We start from the raw sequence: 16,818 nt of genomic DNA, 5'->3' as shown, positions 1-16,818 counted from the left end.
GCCCTTCATCTGGTAGCGCAAGAGCGACACCAGATGAAGGAGCGAAAATGCCTGCAATAGTGAATAATTCCGTTAAACTCCCTGAGGGCGCTCAGGTCAAATCAGAGCTTAAACCGCAAGAGAATGCTACCAGCGTGCTGGCGTTTGAGCAGGGGGAATACCCTTATGCTACCCGGATGACGCGCAAGGAATACGAGACCCAAAAAGCGCAGCTGCAGGCCGAGCTATTAAAAGTGCAACTGTGGGCGCAGGACACTGGGCAAAAGTTTGTGATGTTATTTGAGGGGCGTGATGCTGCAGGCAAGGGCGGAACGATTAAGCGTTTTACCGAGCACCTTAATCCGCGCACAGCGCGGGTGGTGGCACTGAACAAACCCACGGATGAGGAGCGCGGCCAATGGTATTTTCAGCGCTATATTGATCATTTGCCAAGCCATGGAGAAATCGTACTTTATGACCGCAGCTGGTATAATCGCGCGGGCGTTGAACGGGTTATGGGGTTTTGTGAGCCAAGCGAATACCTAGAGTTTATGCGTCAAACACCGGATCTTGAGCGCATGCTCGTTCGGTCAGGAATCCAGCTATATAAATATTGGTTTTCGGTGACACGCGATGAACAAAAGGCGCGGTTCGCCAGCCGCGAGACCGATCCTTTGAAGCAATGGAAGCTAAGCCCAATAGACAAGGCCAGCCTTGGCAAATGGGATGAATATACCGAAGCCAAAGAGGCGATGTTCTTTTACACGGATACCGCAGATGCGCCTTGGACGGTGATCAAATCCAACGACAAGAAACGTGCGCGCCTAAATTGCATGCGCCACTTTCTAAGCTCGCTTGAATATCCCGGGAAAGACCATGCGTTGGTATCAGAACCAGATCCGGTGATTGTGGCCTCTGCCAGCCACGTTATTCATCACTCAGAGCACATTCTGGGGAAAGCACTGCATCCAAACAATCGGCGTAGTGGGCCAGCCTAACGCAAACTGCCGAGCATATTGATCAATGGTTTGAGGTCACTAAAGACCTCAGCCAATGTACTCAATGGTTGTTCGATTTGATCAAAGTCTCGCCATGCAGACATGCTTTTGCGTCTTAGTAGCTCTGCGCGTGTGTGCTCACGATCATAAGGGGCTGGTACGCGTTTTAGCTCTGGTTCAGAAATCCGCATGCCTTGTTGGGTAAGTGACGCGGTGACGTCGGCAATATCTTGACCCAGTGGGCCGTCTACCGTCAACCGCCAGCTTGTCAGCGTGTCTTTTTCAAAGCCCATAAACCCGCCACCAATGGACAGGTAATCAAGCCCGATCCCAAAAAAGAATCCTACCGGCTGTACCCCGCCCAGATCGGCATTCCAAAGCATGTTGAGGTGCTGGTGGTAAGGTGTTTTGTCTTTTGAGAATCGAACATCACGATGGGGGCGAAAGAGTTTTGGCTTGACCGGAGCTCCCAAGGATTTCGCAAGTTCAGCGCTGATCTGATCAAGTAACAGTTCGGCAGGTCGTTTCAAATGACTGTCATAACGCGCTTTGTTGGCTAGGAACCAATCACGCGAATTGTTCTGCGCCAATTCAGAGAGGAAGGCACGGGCGTCAGGGATCAAAGCGTGAAATGGGTCGGCCATAAAACTCTCCTGCAATATCCCCTAGTTTTGCTGCAGATGGATCATGCGTCCAGTCCTTTCTATCTGGGCGTGTGAAACAACTTGCCTAAATCATAGGCAAAGCCTAACCCTGTCGATATGGCTCAAAATGAAATGACATATCGCGCGCATGTTCGCGCGCTTTTGCAGCTTGGCTTGCCGTTGATCGGCGGTCACGTGGCGCAGTTTGCCGTCGGGCTGACGGATACCATCATGTTGGGGTGGTATTCGGTAGACGCATTGGCTGCAGTGGTTCTGGGATCACAGGTGTTCTTCTTGGCCTTTATTCTGGGGTCGGGGTTTGCCTTTGCAGTGATGCCGATAGTGGCTGAGGCCGCAGCCAAAGACGATGAAACCACAATTCGACGCACAACCCGTATGGGGATATGGCTGTCGGTGATCTACGCGGTTGCGATGTTGCCTGTGTTTTGGTGGGCCAAGCCCATACTGGTGACCCTGGGACAGGACCCGATCCTAAGCGAAGGGGCGCAATCCTACCTGCGCATTATGGGGATCGGTTTGATCCCGGCGCTTTTGATTATGGTCTTAAAAAGCTACCTTGCTGCGCTTGAACATACACGCGTGATCTTTTGGATCACGGTCTTGGCGGCCGTGGTGAATGCCGTCGTCAACTATGCTTTGATCTTTGGAAACTGGGGCCTGCCTGAGCTGGGTATAACGGGCGCTGCGATAGCTTCTCTGGCTGTGCAGGGCGTCATGATTGTCGGTGCGGTTATCTATGCGCAGATGAAGCTACCGCAATATGATCTGTTCTCAAGGCTCTGGAAGACAGACCGGGATGAAATGGCGCGTGTGTTTCGCATCGGAGTGCCAATCGGTTTTACCACTTTGGCCGAAGTTGGTCTTTTTGCTGCGGCCACTTTGATGATGGGGTGGCTGGGAACAATTACCCTAGCGGCACATGGGATTGCTATTAATCTGGCGGGCTTGATGTTCATGGTGCATCTGGGCTTGGGCAATGCGGCAACCGTACGTGCAGGCAATGCTTTGGGTCGCAAGGATATCGAACACTTGGCCCGAGGTGCGCGCACGGCGATTGTGATGAGCCTCTTGTTTACAGTGTTCTCGACGGTTGTCTTTGTCACTTGTGGTGAGTGGCTGGTATCCCTGTTCCTTGATCCAAAAGACCCTAATTATTCAGCCATCGTTCAGGTTGGTGTTGTATTGCTGATCGCCGCTGCGTTTTTCCAATTCGTAGACGGCGCACAGGCCCTTGCGTTGGGCATTCTGCGGGGTGTCATGGATACGCGTGTGCCAATGATTATTGCGGCTGTCAGCTATTGGGTTGTTGGTGTGCCAGCAAGCTATTTGGCCGGGTTTACATTCGGCTGGGGTGGGATTGGTATCTGGATTGGTCTTGGGATCGGTCTGGGGGTCGCCGCGGTTCTGTTGATGTGGCGCTTTTGGTGGGGGCAGGTCGAGCAGCTTCGCATGAAGGTTGCTGCAACCTAATCAACTTCCAAATCAATAGTTTGAAAGGCGCGGAGATCACCGCGCCTTTTCGTCTGCGTCCTTTGAAAGTGCGGCGGCTTTCTTACGTACAAGAACAGATCTCAGATCATGCATTGCCATTAAAAGCGTGTCGGTGACCATGTCCAATTGCTCATCCGTTGCTTTTGACTGCGCCCAATGCGCAGTGGCGTTCATTTGATCGATGGCGCGCAGAATGTCATCCATCTGCCGCCACTCCAGCGTTTCCTTACGGTCCGCAATCCAAGTGTTGATCGCCTCATGATCTTCGGCTGTCAGAACACGATCACCATTCGGGCGCACGTCGCCTGTGCGCATGTTGATCGATGCAATCTGATCCATGTCCAGTCGACCGTGGCGATTGTCCCCATCTACACGAAACACGCTGGCACCGCCATCGCGTGTTCGAAAGAAATAATCGGGTACATGTACCACCATCTGGGATCCTTTGGATTATTTGGGTTACGTCAAACTATTGCAAAAATCTGTAATGCGCGTCAGCGCGGTTTTCAGCGCCTTATCCGAGGTTGCATAGCTGACACGGAAATTTGGTGAGAGGCCAAAGGCCGCGCCAAAGACAATCGCCACATCTTTTTCTTCCAGCAAAGCGGTCGCAAAGGCCTCATCGTCGACAATCTTGGTGCCGGCAGGGGTAGTTTTACCAATCAGGCCGGCAATCGAAGGGTAAACATAGAAGGCACCCTCTGGTGTTGGGCATGTGACGCCTTCGATGGCATTCAGCATGACCACAGCCATGTCGCGGCGACGCACAAATTTCTCGTTGTTGGGCGCAATGAAATCCTGGGTCCCGTTGAGCGCTTCGATGGCGGCCCATTGGCTGACAGAGCAGGGGTTTGATGTCGATTGGCTTTGCACTTTACGCATGGCGGCAATCAGCTCGACTGGACCCGCAGCATATCCGATGCGCCAGCCGGTCATGGCATAGGCCTTAGAAACCCCGTTACAGGTCAAGGTGCGCTCATAGAGCTTCGGTTCAACTTCAGCTGGGGTGCAGAATTTGAAATCGTCATAAGCCAGCAGCTCATACATGTCGTCGGTCATCACCCAGACATGTGGGTGTTTCAGTAGAACATCCGTCAGTGCCTTTAGTTCATCATGATTATAGCCTGCACCTGTCGGGTTCGAAGGGCTGTTAAAGATAAACCACTTGGTGTTTGGTGTGATGGCCGCTTCGAGTTGATCCGCCGTCAGCTTGAAATTGTCTTCAAGCGTCGTTTCCACAACAACAGGGGTGCCGCCTGCCAGCAACACCATGTCGGGATAGGACACCCAATAAGGGGCGGGAATAATGACCTCGTCGCCTTCGTTTAGCGTTGCCATAAGGGCGTTATAAAGCGTTTGTTTTCCACCAGTTCCAACCGAAACTTGTTTTGGATTGTAGTCCAGCCCGCTGTCGCGTTTCAGCTTATCGCAGATCGCTTGTTTCAGCTCTATAATACCATCGGGTGCCGTGTAGCGTGTTTTACCCGCATCGATCGCAGCCTTCGCCGCATTTCTGATGTTTTCAGGCGTGTCGAAGTCTGGCTCGCCCGCAGAGAGGCCAATCACATCCCGTCCTGCGGCTTTCAGTTCGGCAGCTTTGGCCGTGATCGCAATTGTCGGTGAAGGTTTTACCCGTGATAGGGTCTTTGACAAAAAGGACATGGCAACCTCAAAATATGCATCTGTGCAAGTCTTAGGGTGCTGGTCTGGCCGGTTCAAGCGCTATTGCGCTTAAGGCTTTCGGACGGTATCTGCCGCAGTCATTGTAAGGAGAGGCCGCAATGACTGAGATCCGTGAACACCGCCTAAAACGTATGAAATTGCGCTCGATGCGTCGTGGGATCAAAGAGATGGATATTATCCTTAGTCATTTTGCCAATACGCGTTTGGATGGGATGAATGAGGCCGAATTGGACCATTACGATGCGCTTTTGGATGAGGCCGATCAGGATCTATACCAATGGGTGAGCGGTCAAGCCGCTGCACCGGCAGTATTTGCCGAGTTGATTGAGGATATAGCCAAGGAAATGGCGCGGAAATAGTTCGGTTTTTATCGATCTTCTTCTGATTTAACTGAATTTTCGCGATTTTGCTTCAGTTTCTCTGTGAACATGAGACGGAGACTGGAATGAGCATACATTCATCGCTGGAAAGCCCCGGTGATTACGGTTTTATCACTGGGTATCTGGATACGTTGGCGTTGGTCGAGCGTCTTCACCGACTTTTGCTGGACGTGATCAAAGATGAATTTGAACGCGTCGGCGTCTTGGAAATCAACGCGGTTCAGGCTTTGCTGCTGTTTAATATCGGCGACAATGAGGTCACTGCCGGTGAGTTGAAATCGCGTGGTTATTATCAGGGTAGTAATGTCAGCTATAACCTGAAAAAGCTGGTGGATTCAGGGTACATGCATCATCAGCGATGCGAAATTGATCGACGATCTGTGCGTGTGCGCCTGACTGATAAAGGGCGCGGTATTCACGATGTCGTTTCCGACCTATTCGGTCGACACGCGACGGGATTGCAGTCCAAAGGTGTTTTGGGGCCTGAGGGTCTTGAAGACATAACTTCGTCCCTCAGGCGCGTAGAGCGTTATTGGAGCGACCAAATACGCTACATCTATTGATCATTGGGTGACGCATCATCCAATGCCTGCTAGCAAAGTTACCAGCTGCCGGTATTGCCCATGCTTGTCCAAGGCTCGGCTTTTGGCAGAGGATCACCCATTTGCAAAAGTTCGACGGAAACATTGTCCGGTGATCGAACAAAAGCCATGCGACCGTCGTGCGGTGGGCGATTGATGGTGACACCATTGTCTTGCAGATGCTTGCACATTTCGTAAATGTTTTCGACCTCATAGGCGAGGTGGCCGAAGTGGCGGCCATCACTTGGCAAACCTTCATCACCATCCCAGTTGTAGGTTAGTTCAACGGGGCATTCTTCTTGGCCTTCCGGCGCCATGAAAATCAGCGAGAAACGCCCAGCTTCATGATCGACGCGGCGGGTTTCTTTCAGGCCCAGTAGGGCGTAAAAATCCATTGATTTCTCAAGGTCTTTCACACGAACCATTGTGTGCAGATAGCGCAATTTCATTCAGAATCTCCTTATTTGATTTGCAGTCTATTGGTCGGGAGCGATTTGTCGAGCACTCTGCTGCAATCGATTACATTAACTGTGCGAGTAGTCAAAAATTGTGGATATTTGGTATTAGGGAATTTCTTTGCCACGAGATGTAGCGCTTATGCGGCAAACCCGTTATGTCTTGAGTCTGAGTTAACGCTGAAACCCAAAGGAGGGTCGGGTGCAGCAATATCACGATGCAATGCAGTTGATTTTGGACCAAGGCGAAACCACGACGGATCGTACGGGAACCGGGACCACATCTTATTTTGGAATGCAATGCCGCTATGTTTTAGCGGACGGTTTTCCCTTGGTGACCACCAAAAAATTACATTTGCGCTCGATAATCCATGAGCTTCTTTGGTTCTTAAGTGGCGATACCAATATCCGTTATCTGCAAGAAAACGGTGTAACGATTTGGGATGAATGGGCAGATGAGAACGGGGACTTGGGGCCAGTCTATGGCCATCAATGGCGTCGTTTTCCAGCGCTAGAACCCGTGGATGCACCGCAGGGTGAAGAGCAGCTGTATCGAAAAAAGACAGTTGATCAGATCGCAGATTTGGTTGAGATGATTAAAAACTCTCCAAACAGTCGACGTCTGATTGTGTCAGCGTGGAATCCGGCCGATGTACCAGACATGGCGCTTCCTCCGTGCCACACACTTTGGCAGGTGAAAGTTTTGGGTGGTAAGCTGCATTTGCAACTTTACCAACGATCCGCTGACATGTTCCTTGGTGTTCCGTTTAATATTGCAAGCTACGCACTGTTACAGGTTATGCTGGCACATGTGACCGGATATGAACCTGGTGATTTTGTGCATACGATCGGTGATGCACATATCTATTCCAACCATATGGATCAGGTGAAAACTCAACTAGACCGTACTCCAAAACACCTTCCCGAATTGCGCTTAAAGCGTGATGTGAGTTCCATATTTGATTTCAAATATGAAGACTTTGAAATCTTGAACTATGATCCCGACCCCGCGATCAAAGCACCGGTGGCTGTCTAAATGATTACTCTCATTGTTGGCCGTGATCGCAACGGCGCCATTGGCAAAGACAACGATATTCCGTGGCGCGCGCCGGAAGATCTGGCGTTTTTCAAACAAGAGACCCTTGGTGGGGCCATGATCATGGGGCGAAACACTTGGGATAGTCTTCCGTTTAAACCATTGAAGAACAGACTTAACATCGTTGTTTCTTCAAAGGCTGACATTGGCGAAGTCGCTGCGAGTTCGGTTGAGGAGGCGATCGATGCAGCCTACGCGGCCGGATATCAGCGTATTTACAGCATGGGTGGCGCGCGGATCTACAAAGCCATGCTGCCTTTGGCAGACCGGCTGTTGGTGACGGAGGTCGACGTTGAAGTCGATGCGCCAGATACCTTTTTCCCAGAGTTTGCTTCCGATGACTGGGAGTTGATCAATGACAGGCTGCTTCGTGCAGAAGCCCCCAAGTGTACGTTGACCGAATACTTCCGAAAACGATAAGCGATCAAAATTGGATTCAAAAATGTCACGGTTCCTGTGAAAACCGCTTGGCTTTGCTATGGTTCGATCGCAAAAATTGACTGAATCTCAAAATCTTGTAGTGTGACGCTACAGCAAACACCTGAATAATATTGAGCAGTTCGAACAGAGAAAAGGTGACCAAATGTTTAAGAAAGCGCTGATGATTGCAGCTTTGGTCGCGGTAGCCGCGCCGGCGCATGCAACCTGTGTGATTTTCCCTTGCAAGATCAAGGAAGATCCAATTGTAGAATTTATCCCTGTCCCTCCACCTGCGACGCCGTCCGGTTGTCTTTACCGCGCTGCAGCGTCGAGCCAGAACTTGTGCCCAGCAGGTCTTCAGCCTGTGCAGGCGGGTGGAATGGTCAGCTGTGGCGTTCCTGTCGCGGGCGAAATCTGTACGCCAAAGCGCGTCAAGAAGGTCAAAAAGGTTATGAAATCCCGGATCGTCTGCCCAGTGGGCGAAAAAGGCTGCTACACCACCCACTAATGCGGGTAGCGTTCATGCCGATTTAAAGAGAACTGAGTGGGGCGTTGTTTACGCCCCGCGCGTGTTTATGAGGCCTTGAGTTCAGTGGCCATCTGACGACCATCGCGCCCTTCGGAAAGTTCAAACTCAACCTTCTGGTTGTCAGCCAGGCCCGTCAAGCCCGAGCGTTCAACCGCTGAAATATGAACGAAAACATCTTTGCCACCATCATCTGGTGCAATAAAGCCGTAGCCTTTGGTTGTATTAAACCACTTTACGGTGCCAGTTGGCATACCGTCTCTCCTTCTACTTCTAACACTCGCCCCGTTGATGCGGGAAGCAGCAGATGATCCAATAATCCGAATTCCGAAATTGGCGAAACCGGACAAATTAAACAAAATGCTACGGTCGGATGATTACATGGCCTATGTAAAAAGCAAGCAAAACAACTGAAAAAATATAAGTTTCCCTAGGGTAAACTCTTTGGATGAGTGAATGTCATGCAACTTTATGGTCTGAAAAACTGCGATACCTGCCGAAAGGCAATGAAAACTCTGCCAAATGCAACCTTTGTTGATGTGCGCACAGACGGCGTACCAAGCGACGTTTTAGAACGGGCTTTGGCCAAATTTGGCGATGCTTTGGTGAATACGCGTTCCACAACTTGGCGTCAGTTGAATAACGCTGAGCGGCAGAAACCGGCGATGACTTTGTTGGTCGAAAACCCATCATTGATGAAACGACCGTTGATTGAGCGTGACGGGGAATTATTCCTAAGTTGGAGCAAAGACGTCCAAGCTGCCTTGGCGTGAGCCACGCGCTCGCTTATCTCTAATGTAGAAACGGAGACAGGTATGAGAAACGCAGCTTTGGTTTTGGGTATTATCGCCGGGGTGATCGGAATGATCGTCGGTTTTTTCGGCTGGGGCTATACCGCAGCCATTGAAAACTGGGGGGAATTGGACGGCATTGCTGAGCAGGTTGATAACGTCGAACTGATCAGAAGCACATCTTTGATGGCGCCAATGCTTGCCATTGCAGGTGGCGCAATGGCGCGCGCACGTGCTTTGTGGGGCGGGCTGTTGCTATTGGCGTCTGCTGTTTGGATGTATGTTGGCTTTGGGTTTAGCGTCTTTACGATGTTCCCAATTGCCTTTGCGGGTCTCGCCGGGGTGCTTGCAATTGCTGCAGGCAAACCCGACGAGGAAAAAGCGCATTTCTAAGTGATTAAGCGTCTGCCAACTTGGCTTGGCGGCCGCTGAAAATTCGGTCCAAAGATAAAGGGCCTGCACCTTTGATAACCAGTACCAGCAGGACAAAGACCCAGAAGGCGCGTTGATCTAAGATATGCGCGTCGGAAATGCGGTCAAACCAGCTACCGATTGTGGATGCGTCCGCACCGTGCCCATAGATGTCGGTCACTGATTGCATCACAACAAATCCGATCATTCCAAGGGCTGCGATGCGTGTGGCCAATCCAACCACAATGAGGGCTGGAAGGATAAATTCGGTTACGGTGCCAGCAAACACAATCACCCAGTGAAAAATGCTCAATGCGCTGGTATTGTAGCTGACCGCTTCAAGTGCCTTTGGAAAGATTTGCGCATAGGCGCCGACAGAAGGCGTGAACACCCCAAAGAGCCCGTCACCTAGTTTTGTGAGGCCCGAGTTCCAATAGTAAAGCAGCAAAACTGCAGCAAAGATGAACCGGGCCAAAGTTGGCAGCAGCCAGTCTTGGCGGTCAACTCGCGTAAAAACGGCATTGTGCAGTGAAATCAGGGCGTTCATTCTGTGTCCTCGTTTTGAATTTCGATAATGGCACCATGGGTCAACAAAAGGCCCAAGATAGCACCAAGATCGAAGTCTTCTGCCAATTCGGCCGCGGTTTCCGCAGCTTGCCCAAGAGTTTCTCCCTTGTTGATGGCAGTTATAAAAGTAGCGCCGCCGGCAGGCAGCAGATGGGGGGTAGGGTCAAATTCTGGGCGCAGGATGACAACGGTCTGGGCCTGAGCTTGTGGTTTGGGGTGATCTTCGTAAGTGTTGTACGCCCAGAGGTCATAGATCGGCCAATGCGAACGCAGCACTTCAAGCGAAGGCGCAAGGGTCATGCGAACATTGGGCAGGGATTCTGGCGCAATCTGCGCCAGCGCATCCCCTGGCACACCGGTGCTATCCGCCGCGTGGTAGCTGCGCCGCAAGGCGAGTTCGATTTCGGCGACATCCCCAAGGTAGCCAAGATGTTTGAGTGGCTCAAATTCGCGAAGAAACTGCGGGAGGGCCGCGCCATAATGCATCATCACCGGCGCAGACGGGGGGGATTGGCGTAGAAACAAGCCAGCGATTGGCTTGAAATTTGCTTCGCCCAGCAATTTCGCGATCACGGGGAAACCCGTTTCCAAAGCCTCAGTTAATGAAACGGCTACATTGTTGCGGTAGACGCTAAAGCGGCGACCAGCAGGTTGATCGCGCCCGTCCAGTAGGCCCACTGGAATCTCTTGCGCGGCGTCCAACATGGCGGCGCGGAATTCAGTTTGCGTCACGCTCATGCCGGAACCTTGATGTGAGATAGCGCAGACGCTGCACGGTCTGCTTCTGCCGATAGAATGGCCCATTCCGGGACATCCGTATCCCATTCAATCAGGATCGGGCGTGGACCAGAGAGAGCCAAGGTATGATCGAGAAGCGCCCAAACCGGGTCAACGACTTCGGCACCATGACTGTCAATCAGCAGTGGTTTGCCGTGGTCATCTTCGTCTTCATCGTGGCCACCAAGGTGAATTTCTCCGACTTTATCGAGTGGATATTCGTTGATGTAGTCGCGGGGGTCATATTCAAGGTTGGTGGCTGACACAAAAACATTGTTTACGTCCAGCAGCAGGCCACAGCCAGACCGCTCTGCGACTTCGCGAAGGAAGTCCGGTTCTGACCAGGTGCTTTCTGCGAATTTCAAATAGCTTGAAGGGTTCTCAAGCATCATCTGTCGGCCAATTGTATTCTGTAGCTGATCGATGTGATCGGCTACGCGGGTCAGAGTATCTTTGGTATAGGGCAGCGGTAAGAGATCGTTGAAATAGCTTCCATCATGTGTGGACCAAGCAAGGTGCTCGGAAAACACTGTTGGGTTCAGCCATTCTACAAGATGTTTCAGGCGTGCAAGATGCTCTGGATCTAGCGGGCTTTCGCCGCCGATCGACAGGCCAACACCGTGCACAGAAATCGGGAATTCTTCGGCCAGATGGCGCAGTTGCGCCAGAGGGCGGCCACCCATGCCCATATAGTTTTCTGCATGAATTTCCAGCCAGCCAACAGATCCTGGGTTTTCCAGAATGTCAGTGAAATGCTGCGCTTTGTAGCCAACGCCCGGCTTATGCGGGAGGCGGGGAAATTTCTGAGCAGAATCAAGCATGATCAGGTCTTTCTTGTGTGCCCTAGAGGGCAGAAAGGCTCCGCCCTTGGGGAGCGGAGCCAGTGAAGTCTTGGTGACAGCTTATGCTGGCAGGTCACGCTCCAGTGCTTCCAAAGAACCCATACGGCCTTTGCCGTCTGCCATCGCTGGCAGTTCGATGGAGTCGCAAGTGCCTGCGTCAACCAGTGTCCATGCGTTACCTTGGTAGTCTACTGTGGATGTGCCGGCGCAAGTTGTGCCTGGGCCCGCTGCGCAGTCATTTTTGCCTGCCAGAGAAACGCCGTAGCATTTTTCTTTGTCCATTGCGTGTGCAGTTGTGGAAGTTACTGCAGTCATTGCTGCTGCTACGGATGCGGCTGCTGCCAGAGTTTTTACGGTCTTAGACATGTGTGTGTTCCCTAAATCAGGTTGTTAATTCCTGCCGCTCTAGTCGGCATGGGAGAACTCTAGCCTTTTGACCTATCCATTCTCCAATAACGCATTCGTGGGTCACGGTCGTGTTATCTTGTGTGAACAACCTTAAGGGAAAATGACTTAAAATAAAGGAAAAGCCGGATCAGATGACCCGGCTTTCCAATGGATTTACGTGAGAAATGTTACAAACGCCTAGCGCAAGTCCGGTGCAGTTGCGTCGACTTTTAAACTTGTAACAATTTCGTCCAGTGTCTGGACTTTGGTTTGCTTCTCACCCAACCGGCGCACCGTCACAGTACGGTCTTCGACTTCTTTCTTACCGCAGGCCAAGATCACAGGAACTTTGCCAACAGAGTGTTCGCGGACCTTATAGTTGATCTTTTCATTGCGCAGATCAGCCTCGGCACGTACGCCAGCGGCTTTCAGCGCTTCGACAACCTCAAGGCAGTAGTCGTTAGCATCAGAGACAATCGAGGCCACAACGACCTGACGCGGTGCCAGCCAGTAAGGCAGTTTGCCTGCGTGTTCTTCGATCAGAATGCCGATGAAACGTTCAAACGATCCCAAGGTCGCGCGGTGCAACATGACGGGGCGATGTTTGTCACCATCCGCGCCCACATAGGTGGCATCCAAACGTTCTGGCAGGTTCGCGTCGACTTGCAGTGTTCCACATTGCCAGTTCCGTCCGATTGCATCGGTCAGAGTGAACTCGAGCTTTGGACCATAGAAAGCGCCTTCACCTTCGAGGAGTTCAAAGTCGTGGCCCGCCGCTTTACAGGCGTCGCCAAGCGCCTTTTCCATCTCGTCCCAAGTCTCGTCTGAGCCAATCCGTTGTTCTGGGCGGGTAGATAGCTTGATGGTCCAGTCATGGAACCCAAGGTCGCCGTAAATCTTGGACAGGAAGTCGATGAAGATCTTGGTTTCAGATGTGATCTGATCATCGGTGCAGAAGATGTGACCATCATCCTGTGTGAAACCGCGCACACGCATGATCCCGTGCAATGCGCCAGATGGTTCATAACGCGCACAAGAGCCAAACTCGGCCATGCGCAGTGGCAGATCACGGTAGGATTTCAGACCTTGGTTGAAGATCTGAACGTGGCATGGGCAGTTCATTGGTTTCAAGGCATTCACGGATTTCTCGCGCGCATGATCCTCGTCCACTTCGACGATGAACATGTTCTCCTGGTATTTATCCCAATGGCCGGATTTTTCCCAAAGCTTACGGTCAACCACCTGCGGAGTGTTCACCTCTACATAGCCACCTTTGCGCTGAGCGCGGCGCATGTAGTCTTGCAGCTCTGTATATACTGTCCAGCCATTTGGATGCCAAAAGACCTGACCCGGTGCCTCTTCCTGCATGTGGTAGAGATCCATTTCACGGCCCAGACGACGGTGATCGCGCTTTTCCGCTTCCTCAAGGAAAGTGAGGTGCTTTTTCAGGTCTTCTTTGTTTTTGAACGCCACGCCGTAAATACGCTGCAGCATCGCGCGGCTGCTGTCGCCGCGCCAATAGGCACCCGCCAAAGACATAAGCTTAAAGCCATCCGCGGGAACCTGACCTGTGTGCTGTAGGTGCGGACCGCGGCAAAGGTCTTGCCAATCGCCATGCCAATACATGCGCAGAGGCTCATCGCCAGGAATGGCTTCGATCAGCTCGACTTTATAAGGCTCATTGCGCTCTTCATAGTATTTGACAGCAACATCGCGTTCCCAAACCTCAGTGCGGACGGGATCGCGTTTGTTGATGATCTCTTTCATCTTTTTTTCGATGAGGCCGAGATCTTCAGGCGTAAAGGCTTCTTTGCGATCAAAGTCATAGTACCAGCCGTGTTCGATCACTGGGCCGATGGTGACTTTGACGTCTGGCCAAATCTCTTGCACTGCGCGGGCCATGATGTGGGCGCAGTCGTGGCGGATCAGCTCCAGCGCTTCAGCGTCATTGTCTTTCAATGTGTTGATCGCGATGGAGGCATCTGCCTCGATTGGCCACGCAAGGTCCCAATGCTGACCATCAACGGTCGCAGAGATCGCTTTTTTCGCAAGGGATGAGGCAATGGATGCTGCGACTTCGCCAGGTGTTACACCTGCGTCGTAGGATCGTGCATTGCCGTCGGGGAAAGTCAGGGAAATCTGGGTCATTGCCAGAAGCTCCTCGTCAGTTTGGCGCCAACAGAACGCCCGGTTGCGGGTATGTGGTTCGATGTGCCTTGTCGCCCTAGAGGCTGCGCAAGTCAACAGGCAGAGAGGCTCATGGCGATCAGTTTTTCTGATCCGCCCCATTCCGAAACGCTTTGGCCACGATCTGTAGCTTGCCCATCCGGTCATATAATGTGTTGCGCGGAATGCCTAAGGCTTCAGCGGCAATGGCGACTTTGCCATCTGCCTCACTCAAAGCCTCTTCGATGATCCGTTTTTCATGGGATTCAAGCCGCTCTGCCAGGCTCCCCGAGGTGCCATCCGTTAGCTCCTCAAGTTCCTGATGGATTTCGCGGTTTTCCATCACCAATTCTCGCTGCCGCAGAGCACGCAGCAGAGCGTCGATCATTTCGTCAGGCGGGCAGGGTTTTTCGAGGTAATCATAAGCTCCTTCTTTTATGGCGCGTTTGGCCGTTGGCACATCAGAATGTCCGGTCAGCAGGATCACAGGAAGCTCTGCATCTTTGGTTTGGGCAAACCGCAACACGTCAAATCCATCGTGATCAGGCATCTTAATGTCTGACAGGATCACACCCCTAAAATTATGGCGGATCGAGCGGCGGGCTTGCGTAAATCCATTCGTTGGGATGGGTTCCAAATCTTCAAGCTCAAGCGCCTGTACAATAGAGCTGCGCAGCATGGCGTCGTCTTCGATGATCAGCACTTTTTTGAACATAGTTTACTCCGCCCCTTGATTTGACGTTGAGGATGCAATCGGCAGCGAGATCACGAATTCTGCGCCATTATTATGGTTGCGACAGGTCAGGGTGCCGCCAAACCGTGTGATCAGACCGTGCGACAAAGCCAGTCCCATGCCGAGCCCTTTAGACGCGCCAAGCTCTTTGGTCGTATAAAACGGTTCAAACACCCGCGTCGGGTCTTCGATGCCTGGTCCAGTGTCAGCGACCGTCAACGTAGTGATTTTTTGGGAGGCCGTGAGTGAGACGATGATCTGTTTTTTGTCGCTCTGGGATAGGGCATCCGTCGCGTTGGATAAGAGATTTAGAACCACTTGTTCCAGGCGCACGCGGCCTGCCACAACTGGGATCTGCTGATCGGGAAGGACGCATTCCAAGGACACATGCCCAGCCGAAAGAATATCCGCAGCAGCCTCGATTGCGGATTGTGTGATTTCGGTGAAATCGATGCGTTCTGTTGGTGCTGCCTCCTGTCGCGCAAAGGCGCGCAGGTTGGTGATGATCCGCTTAATCCGCTCGACCTGTCCTGAAATCAAAGTGAGGTTTTCACGCGCACGATCGGGCATGTCTTTTTGCAGGAATTTCTTAGAGTTATCAGCGAAATTTAAGATTGCACCAAGCGGCTGGTTCAGCTCGTGACTGACTCCGGCGGATAGGCGACCAAGGGCGGCGAGTTTGGATGCTTCCACGAGTTCATCTTGAGCGTTTCGCAGCTCTTTTGTGCGCTCTTCAACACGCGCTTCCAAAGTCGCAGAATATTGCGCTTCGAGTTCTAACCGGCGACGTTGCTGTACGGCGATGGCTGCGATCAATCCAAGAACCAGTGCGGCGGCAACCGCCAAGAGTGCGCGGATCAATGCGGTGTTACGTGCGGCACGCGTTTCCATAAAAATCTGCGCAGTTAGATCAAAATGCGGGACATATTGATCGAGAATTATAGCTTCGCGTTCTAGTTCGCCAGGGGGGGCGATCCAGTAGGTTGTGAACCCTGCTGATTTACCCTGTTTTCTGATGTCAAACTTAGCGGGATCCGCATCGTTTGATTGGGCCAACAGCACTAGACTCGCGCGGTTGGACGCAAAGGTCAGCCGGTCGTCGTTCAGAAAAACGATAACCTCAGGTGTTACCGGCCATTCGAATTCTAAAGCCGCAACATCGGCTGTGACAACCACCGCAGCAATGGTCAGCCCATCGGCTTCTATACCGCGACTAAACCGAAAGAACCGGTTCTCAAGATCGCGTTCTTGCTCAAATCCAAGCCGTCCGTTGAAGGCCGCATCAATCAACTTTCCTGAGACATCAGTGGGCTCAAACGCAGAGGTCGCCAGCGATCTTCCTGCTTCGTCAAAAAGATCGATCCGGGTCGCCCCATAGGTCAGCGCGAAATCCTTTAAATCCTCGGTGACTTGATCAAAATCCGCTTGCGCAACAGAGTCTGCAACATGAGGTGCACTTGCGATGAAATTGGTCTGCGCCCGAAAGGCATCGATCTGCAATCGCATGCGATTAGACGCCTCACCAAGCCGTGCGGCCCCGGCTTTTTCCAAGGCTTGAAACTCGTCTTTTAATGTCGAGTGATATACCCACAACGCCGCCCCAAGACCAAGCAGGCCGCAGATCAATGCAGGGCGAATGATGGTTCGAATCACGCTTGGGTCTCCGGTTGAAATAAGGTCTCTTTTGTCGCTGAGGTGGGAATTTCACGCAAGAATATTTGTCCGAAATTTCGGGAAAACGCACGGGTTAGGATTTGTTGAGAACCTATCTCATTGAAAAAATGCACAAAAAATCACCATACAGTTTCTACCTTGTCGTAAATATGGGCACCCCTTCGTATTGCTATACTGGCGCCAGAGGAGCGCCGAC

Annotated in this window: 21 protein-coding genes; 9 read left to right on the top strand and 12 right to left on the bottom strand. The window is 51.9% G+C overall.

The window, feature by feature from the left end; translation table 11 throughout:
• Window positions 1-47 precede the first annotated feature (47 nt).
• Window positions 48-977, top strand: a complete 930-nt coding sequence (gene ppk2 / locus JXQ85_RS14430; RefSeq protein ID WP_421749645.1) for a polyphosphate kinase 2 — start codon at window positions 48-50, stop codon at window positions 975-977.
• On the opposite strand, the gene JXQ85_RS14425 is transcribed toward ppk2, so the two are convergent.
• The gene (locus JXQ85_RS14425) at window positions 974-1,621 is read right to left on the bottom strand and encodes a TIGR02453 family protein (protein ID WP_421749644.1); all 648 of its coding nucleotides are present in this window, start codon (window positions 1,619-1,621) and stop codon (window positions 974-976) included. The genes ppk2 and JXQ85_RS14425 overlap by 4 nt on opposite strands.
• Window positions 1,622-1,753: 132 nt before the next feature.
• On the opposite strand from JXQ85_RS14425, the gene JXQ85_RS14420 reads away from it, so the two are divergent.
• Entirely contained in the window at window positions 1,754-3,112 is a 1,359-nt protein-coding gene (locus tag JXQ85_RS14420; protein WP_421749643.1) for an MATE family efflux transporter, read from the top strand.
• 36 nt (window positions 3,113-3,148) lie between these two features.
• Here the strand turns inward: JXQ85_RS14420 and JXQ85_RS14415 are convergent, their stop codons facing one another.
• Entirely contained in the window at window positions 3,149-3,568 is a 420-nt protein-coding gene (locus JXQ85_RS14415; RefSeq protein WP_421749642.1) for a hypothetical protein, read from the bottom strand.
• Between the two features lie 24 nt (window positions 3,569-3,592).
• Window positions 3,593-4,795: a pyridoxal phosphate-dependent aminotransferase gene (locus tag JXQ85_RS14410; RefSeq protein WP_421749641.1), complete on the bottom strand. Its 1,203-nt coding sequence runs from the start codon at window positions 4,793-4,795 to the stop codon at window positions 3,593-3,595.
• 119 nt (window positions 4,796-4,914) lie between these two features.
• Here JXQ85_RS14410 and JXQ85_RS14405 point away from each other — a divergent pair, with 119 nt between their 5' ends.
• Complete coding sequence (locus JXQ85_RS14405; protein WP_421749640.1) at window positions 4,915-5,175, top strand: succinate dehydrogenase assembly factor 2; 261 nt, start codon at window positions 4,915-4,917, stop codon at window positions 5,173-5,175.
• Between the two features lie 86 nt (window positions 5,176-5,261).
• Window positions 5,262-5,759: a MarR family winged helix-turn-helix transcriptional regulator gene (locus tag JXQ85_RS14400; RefSeq protein ID WP_421749639.1), complete on the top strand. Its 498-nt coding sequence runs from the start codon at window positions 5,262-5,264 to the stop codon at window positions 5,757-5,759.
• A 38-nt stretch (window positions 5,760-5,797) separates the two neighbouring features.
• On the opposite strand, the gene JXQ85_RS14395 is transcribed toward JXQ85_RS14400, so the two are convergent.
• Window positions 5,798-6,226 (bottom strand): VOC family protein, encoded by a 429-nt coding sequence (locus tag JXQ85_RS14395; RefSeq protein ID WP_421749638.1) that lies wholly within the window; start codon window positions 6,224-6,226, stop codon window positions 5,798-5,800.
• 208 nt (window positions 6,227-6,434) lie between these two features.
• On the opposite strand from JXQ85_RS14395, the gene JXQ85_RS14390 reads away from it, so the two are divergent.
• The 3 genes from JXQ85_RS14390 to JXQ85_RS14380 all read left to right on the top strand — a co-directional run bounded on the left by JXQ85_RS14390 (window position 6,435) and on the right by JXQ85_RS14380 (window position 8,256).
• The gene (locus JXQ85_RS14390; RefSeq protein WP_421749637.1) at window positions 6,435-7,268 is read left to right on the top strand and encodes a thymidylate synthase; all 834 of its coding nucleotides are present in this window, start codon (window positions 6,435-6,437) and stop codon (window positions 7,266-7,268) included.
• Window positions 7,269-7,748 (top strand): dihydrofolate reductase, encoded by a 480-nt coding sequence (locus JXQ85_RS14385; protein ID WP_421749636.1) that lies wholly within the window; start codon window positions 7,269-7,271, stop codon window positions 7,746-7,748. It begins immediately after the preceding gene.
• Between the two features lie 163 nt (window positions 7,749-7,911).
• The gene (locus JXQ85_RS14380) at window positions 7,912-8,256 is read left to right on the top strand and encodes a hypothetical protein (RefSeq protein WP_421749635.1); all 345 of its coding nucleotides are present in this window, start codon (window positions 7,912-7,914) and stop codon (window positions 8,254-8,256) included.
• Window positions 8,257-8,321: 65 nt separating this feature from the next.
• On the opposite strand, the gene JXQ85_RS14375 is transcribed toward JXQ85_RS14380, so the two are convergent.
• A complete protein-coding gene (locus JXQ85_RS14375) occupies window positions 8,322-8,528 on the bottom strand; it encodes a cold-shock protein (RefSeq protein ID WP_421749634.1) in 207 nt (68 codons plus the stop codon).
• A gap of 207 nt (window positions 8,529-8,735) precedes the next feature.
• On the opposite strand from JXQ85_RS14375, the gene JXQ85_RS14370 reads away from it, so the two are divergent.
• On the top strand, window positions 8,736-9,047 hold the full coding sequence (locus JXQ85_RS14370; protein ID WP_421749633.1) for an ArsC/Spx/MgsR family protein: 312 nt from the start codon (window positions 8,736-8,738) through the stop codon (window positions 9,045-9,047).
• 42 nt (window positions 9,048-9,089) lie between these two features.
• On the top strand, window positions 9,090-9,458 hold the full coding sequence (locus JXQ85_RS14365) for a hypothetical protein (protein ID WP_421749632.1): 369 nt from the start codon (window positions 9,090-9,092) through the stop codon (window positions 9,456-9,458).
• Window positions 9,459-9,462: 4 nt separating this feature from the next.
• On the opposite strand, the gene JXQ85_RS14360 is transcribed toward JXQ85_RS14365, so the two are convergent.
• From JXQ85_RS14360 to JXQ85_RS14330, 7 genes are all read right to left on the bottom strand, one after another.
• Window positions 9,463-10,023 carry a DoxX family protein gene (locus tag JXQ85_RS14360; RefSeq protein WP_421749631.1) on the bottom strand — a complete coding sequence of 187 codons (561 nt, stop codon included), beginning with the start codon at window positions 10,021-10,023 and terminating at the stop codon, window positions 9,463-9,465.
• A complete protein-coding gene (locus JXQ85_RS14355; RefSeq protein WP_421749630.1) occupies window positions 10,020-10,781 on the bottom strand; it encodes a putative DNA-binding domain-containing protein in 762 nt (253 codons plus the stop codon). The genes JXQ85_RS14360 and JXQ85_RS14355 overlap by 4 nt, the downstream gene beginning before the upstream one ends.
• A complete protein-coding gene (locus JXQ85_RS14350) occupies window positions 10,778-11,641 on the bottom strand; it encodes a DUF692 domain-containing protein (protein ID WP_421749629.1) in 864 nt (287 codons plus the stop codon). Before JXQ85_RS14350 ends, JXQ85_RS14355 begins: the two co-directional genes overlap by 4 nt.
• A gap of 81 nt (window positions 11,642-11,722) precedes the next feature.
• Window positions 11,723-12,028 carry a DUF2282 domain-containing protein gene (locus tag JXQ85_RS14345; protein WP_421749628.1) on the bottom strand — a complete coding sequence of 102 codons (306 nt, stop codon included), beginning with the start codon at window positions 12,026-12,028 and terminating at the stop codon, window positions 11,723-11,725.
• 219 nt (window positions 12,029-12,247) lie between these two features.
• Window positions 12,248-14,197: a threonine--tRNA ligase gene (thrS, locus tag JXQ85_RS14340; protein ID WP_421749627.1), complete on the bottom strand. Its 1,950-nt coding sequence runs from the start codon at window positions 14,195-14,197 to the stop codon at window positions 12,248-12,250.
• A 118-nt stretch (window positions 14,198-14,315) separates the two neighbouring features.
• Entirely contained in the window at window positions 14,316-14,930 is a 615-nt protein-coding gene (locus tag JXQ85_RS14335; RefSeq protein WP_421749626.1) for a response regulator, read from the bottom strand.
• 3 nt (window positions 14,931-14,933) lie between these two features.
• Window positions 14,934-16,601, bottom strand: coding sequence for a sensor histidine kinase (locus tag JXQ85_RS14330; RefSeq protein WP_421749625.1), 1,668 nt, complete (start codon window positions 16,599-16,601; stop codon window positions 14,934-14,936).
• Between the last annotated feature and the right edge of the window lie 217 nt (window positions 16,602-16,818).

Origin of the sequence: Cognatishimia sp. (assembly GCF_049116455.1) — a bacterium.
Classification (GTDB): domain Bacteria; phylum Pseudomonadota; class Alphaproteobacteria; order Rhodobacterales; family Rhodobacteraceae; genus Cognatishimia.
Note: the sequence above shows the minus strand (reverse complement) of the source record. Positions and strands in the feature narration are given on the sequence as shown.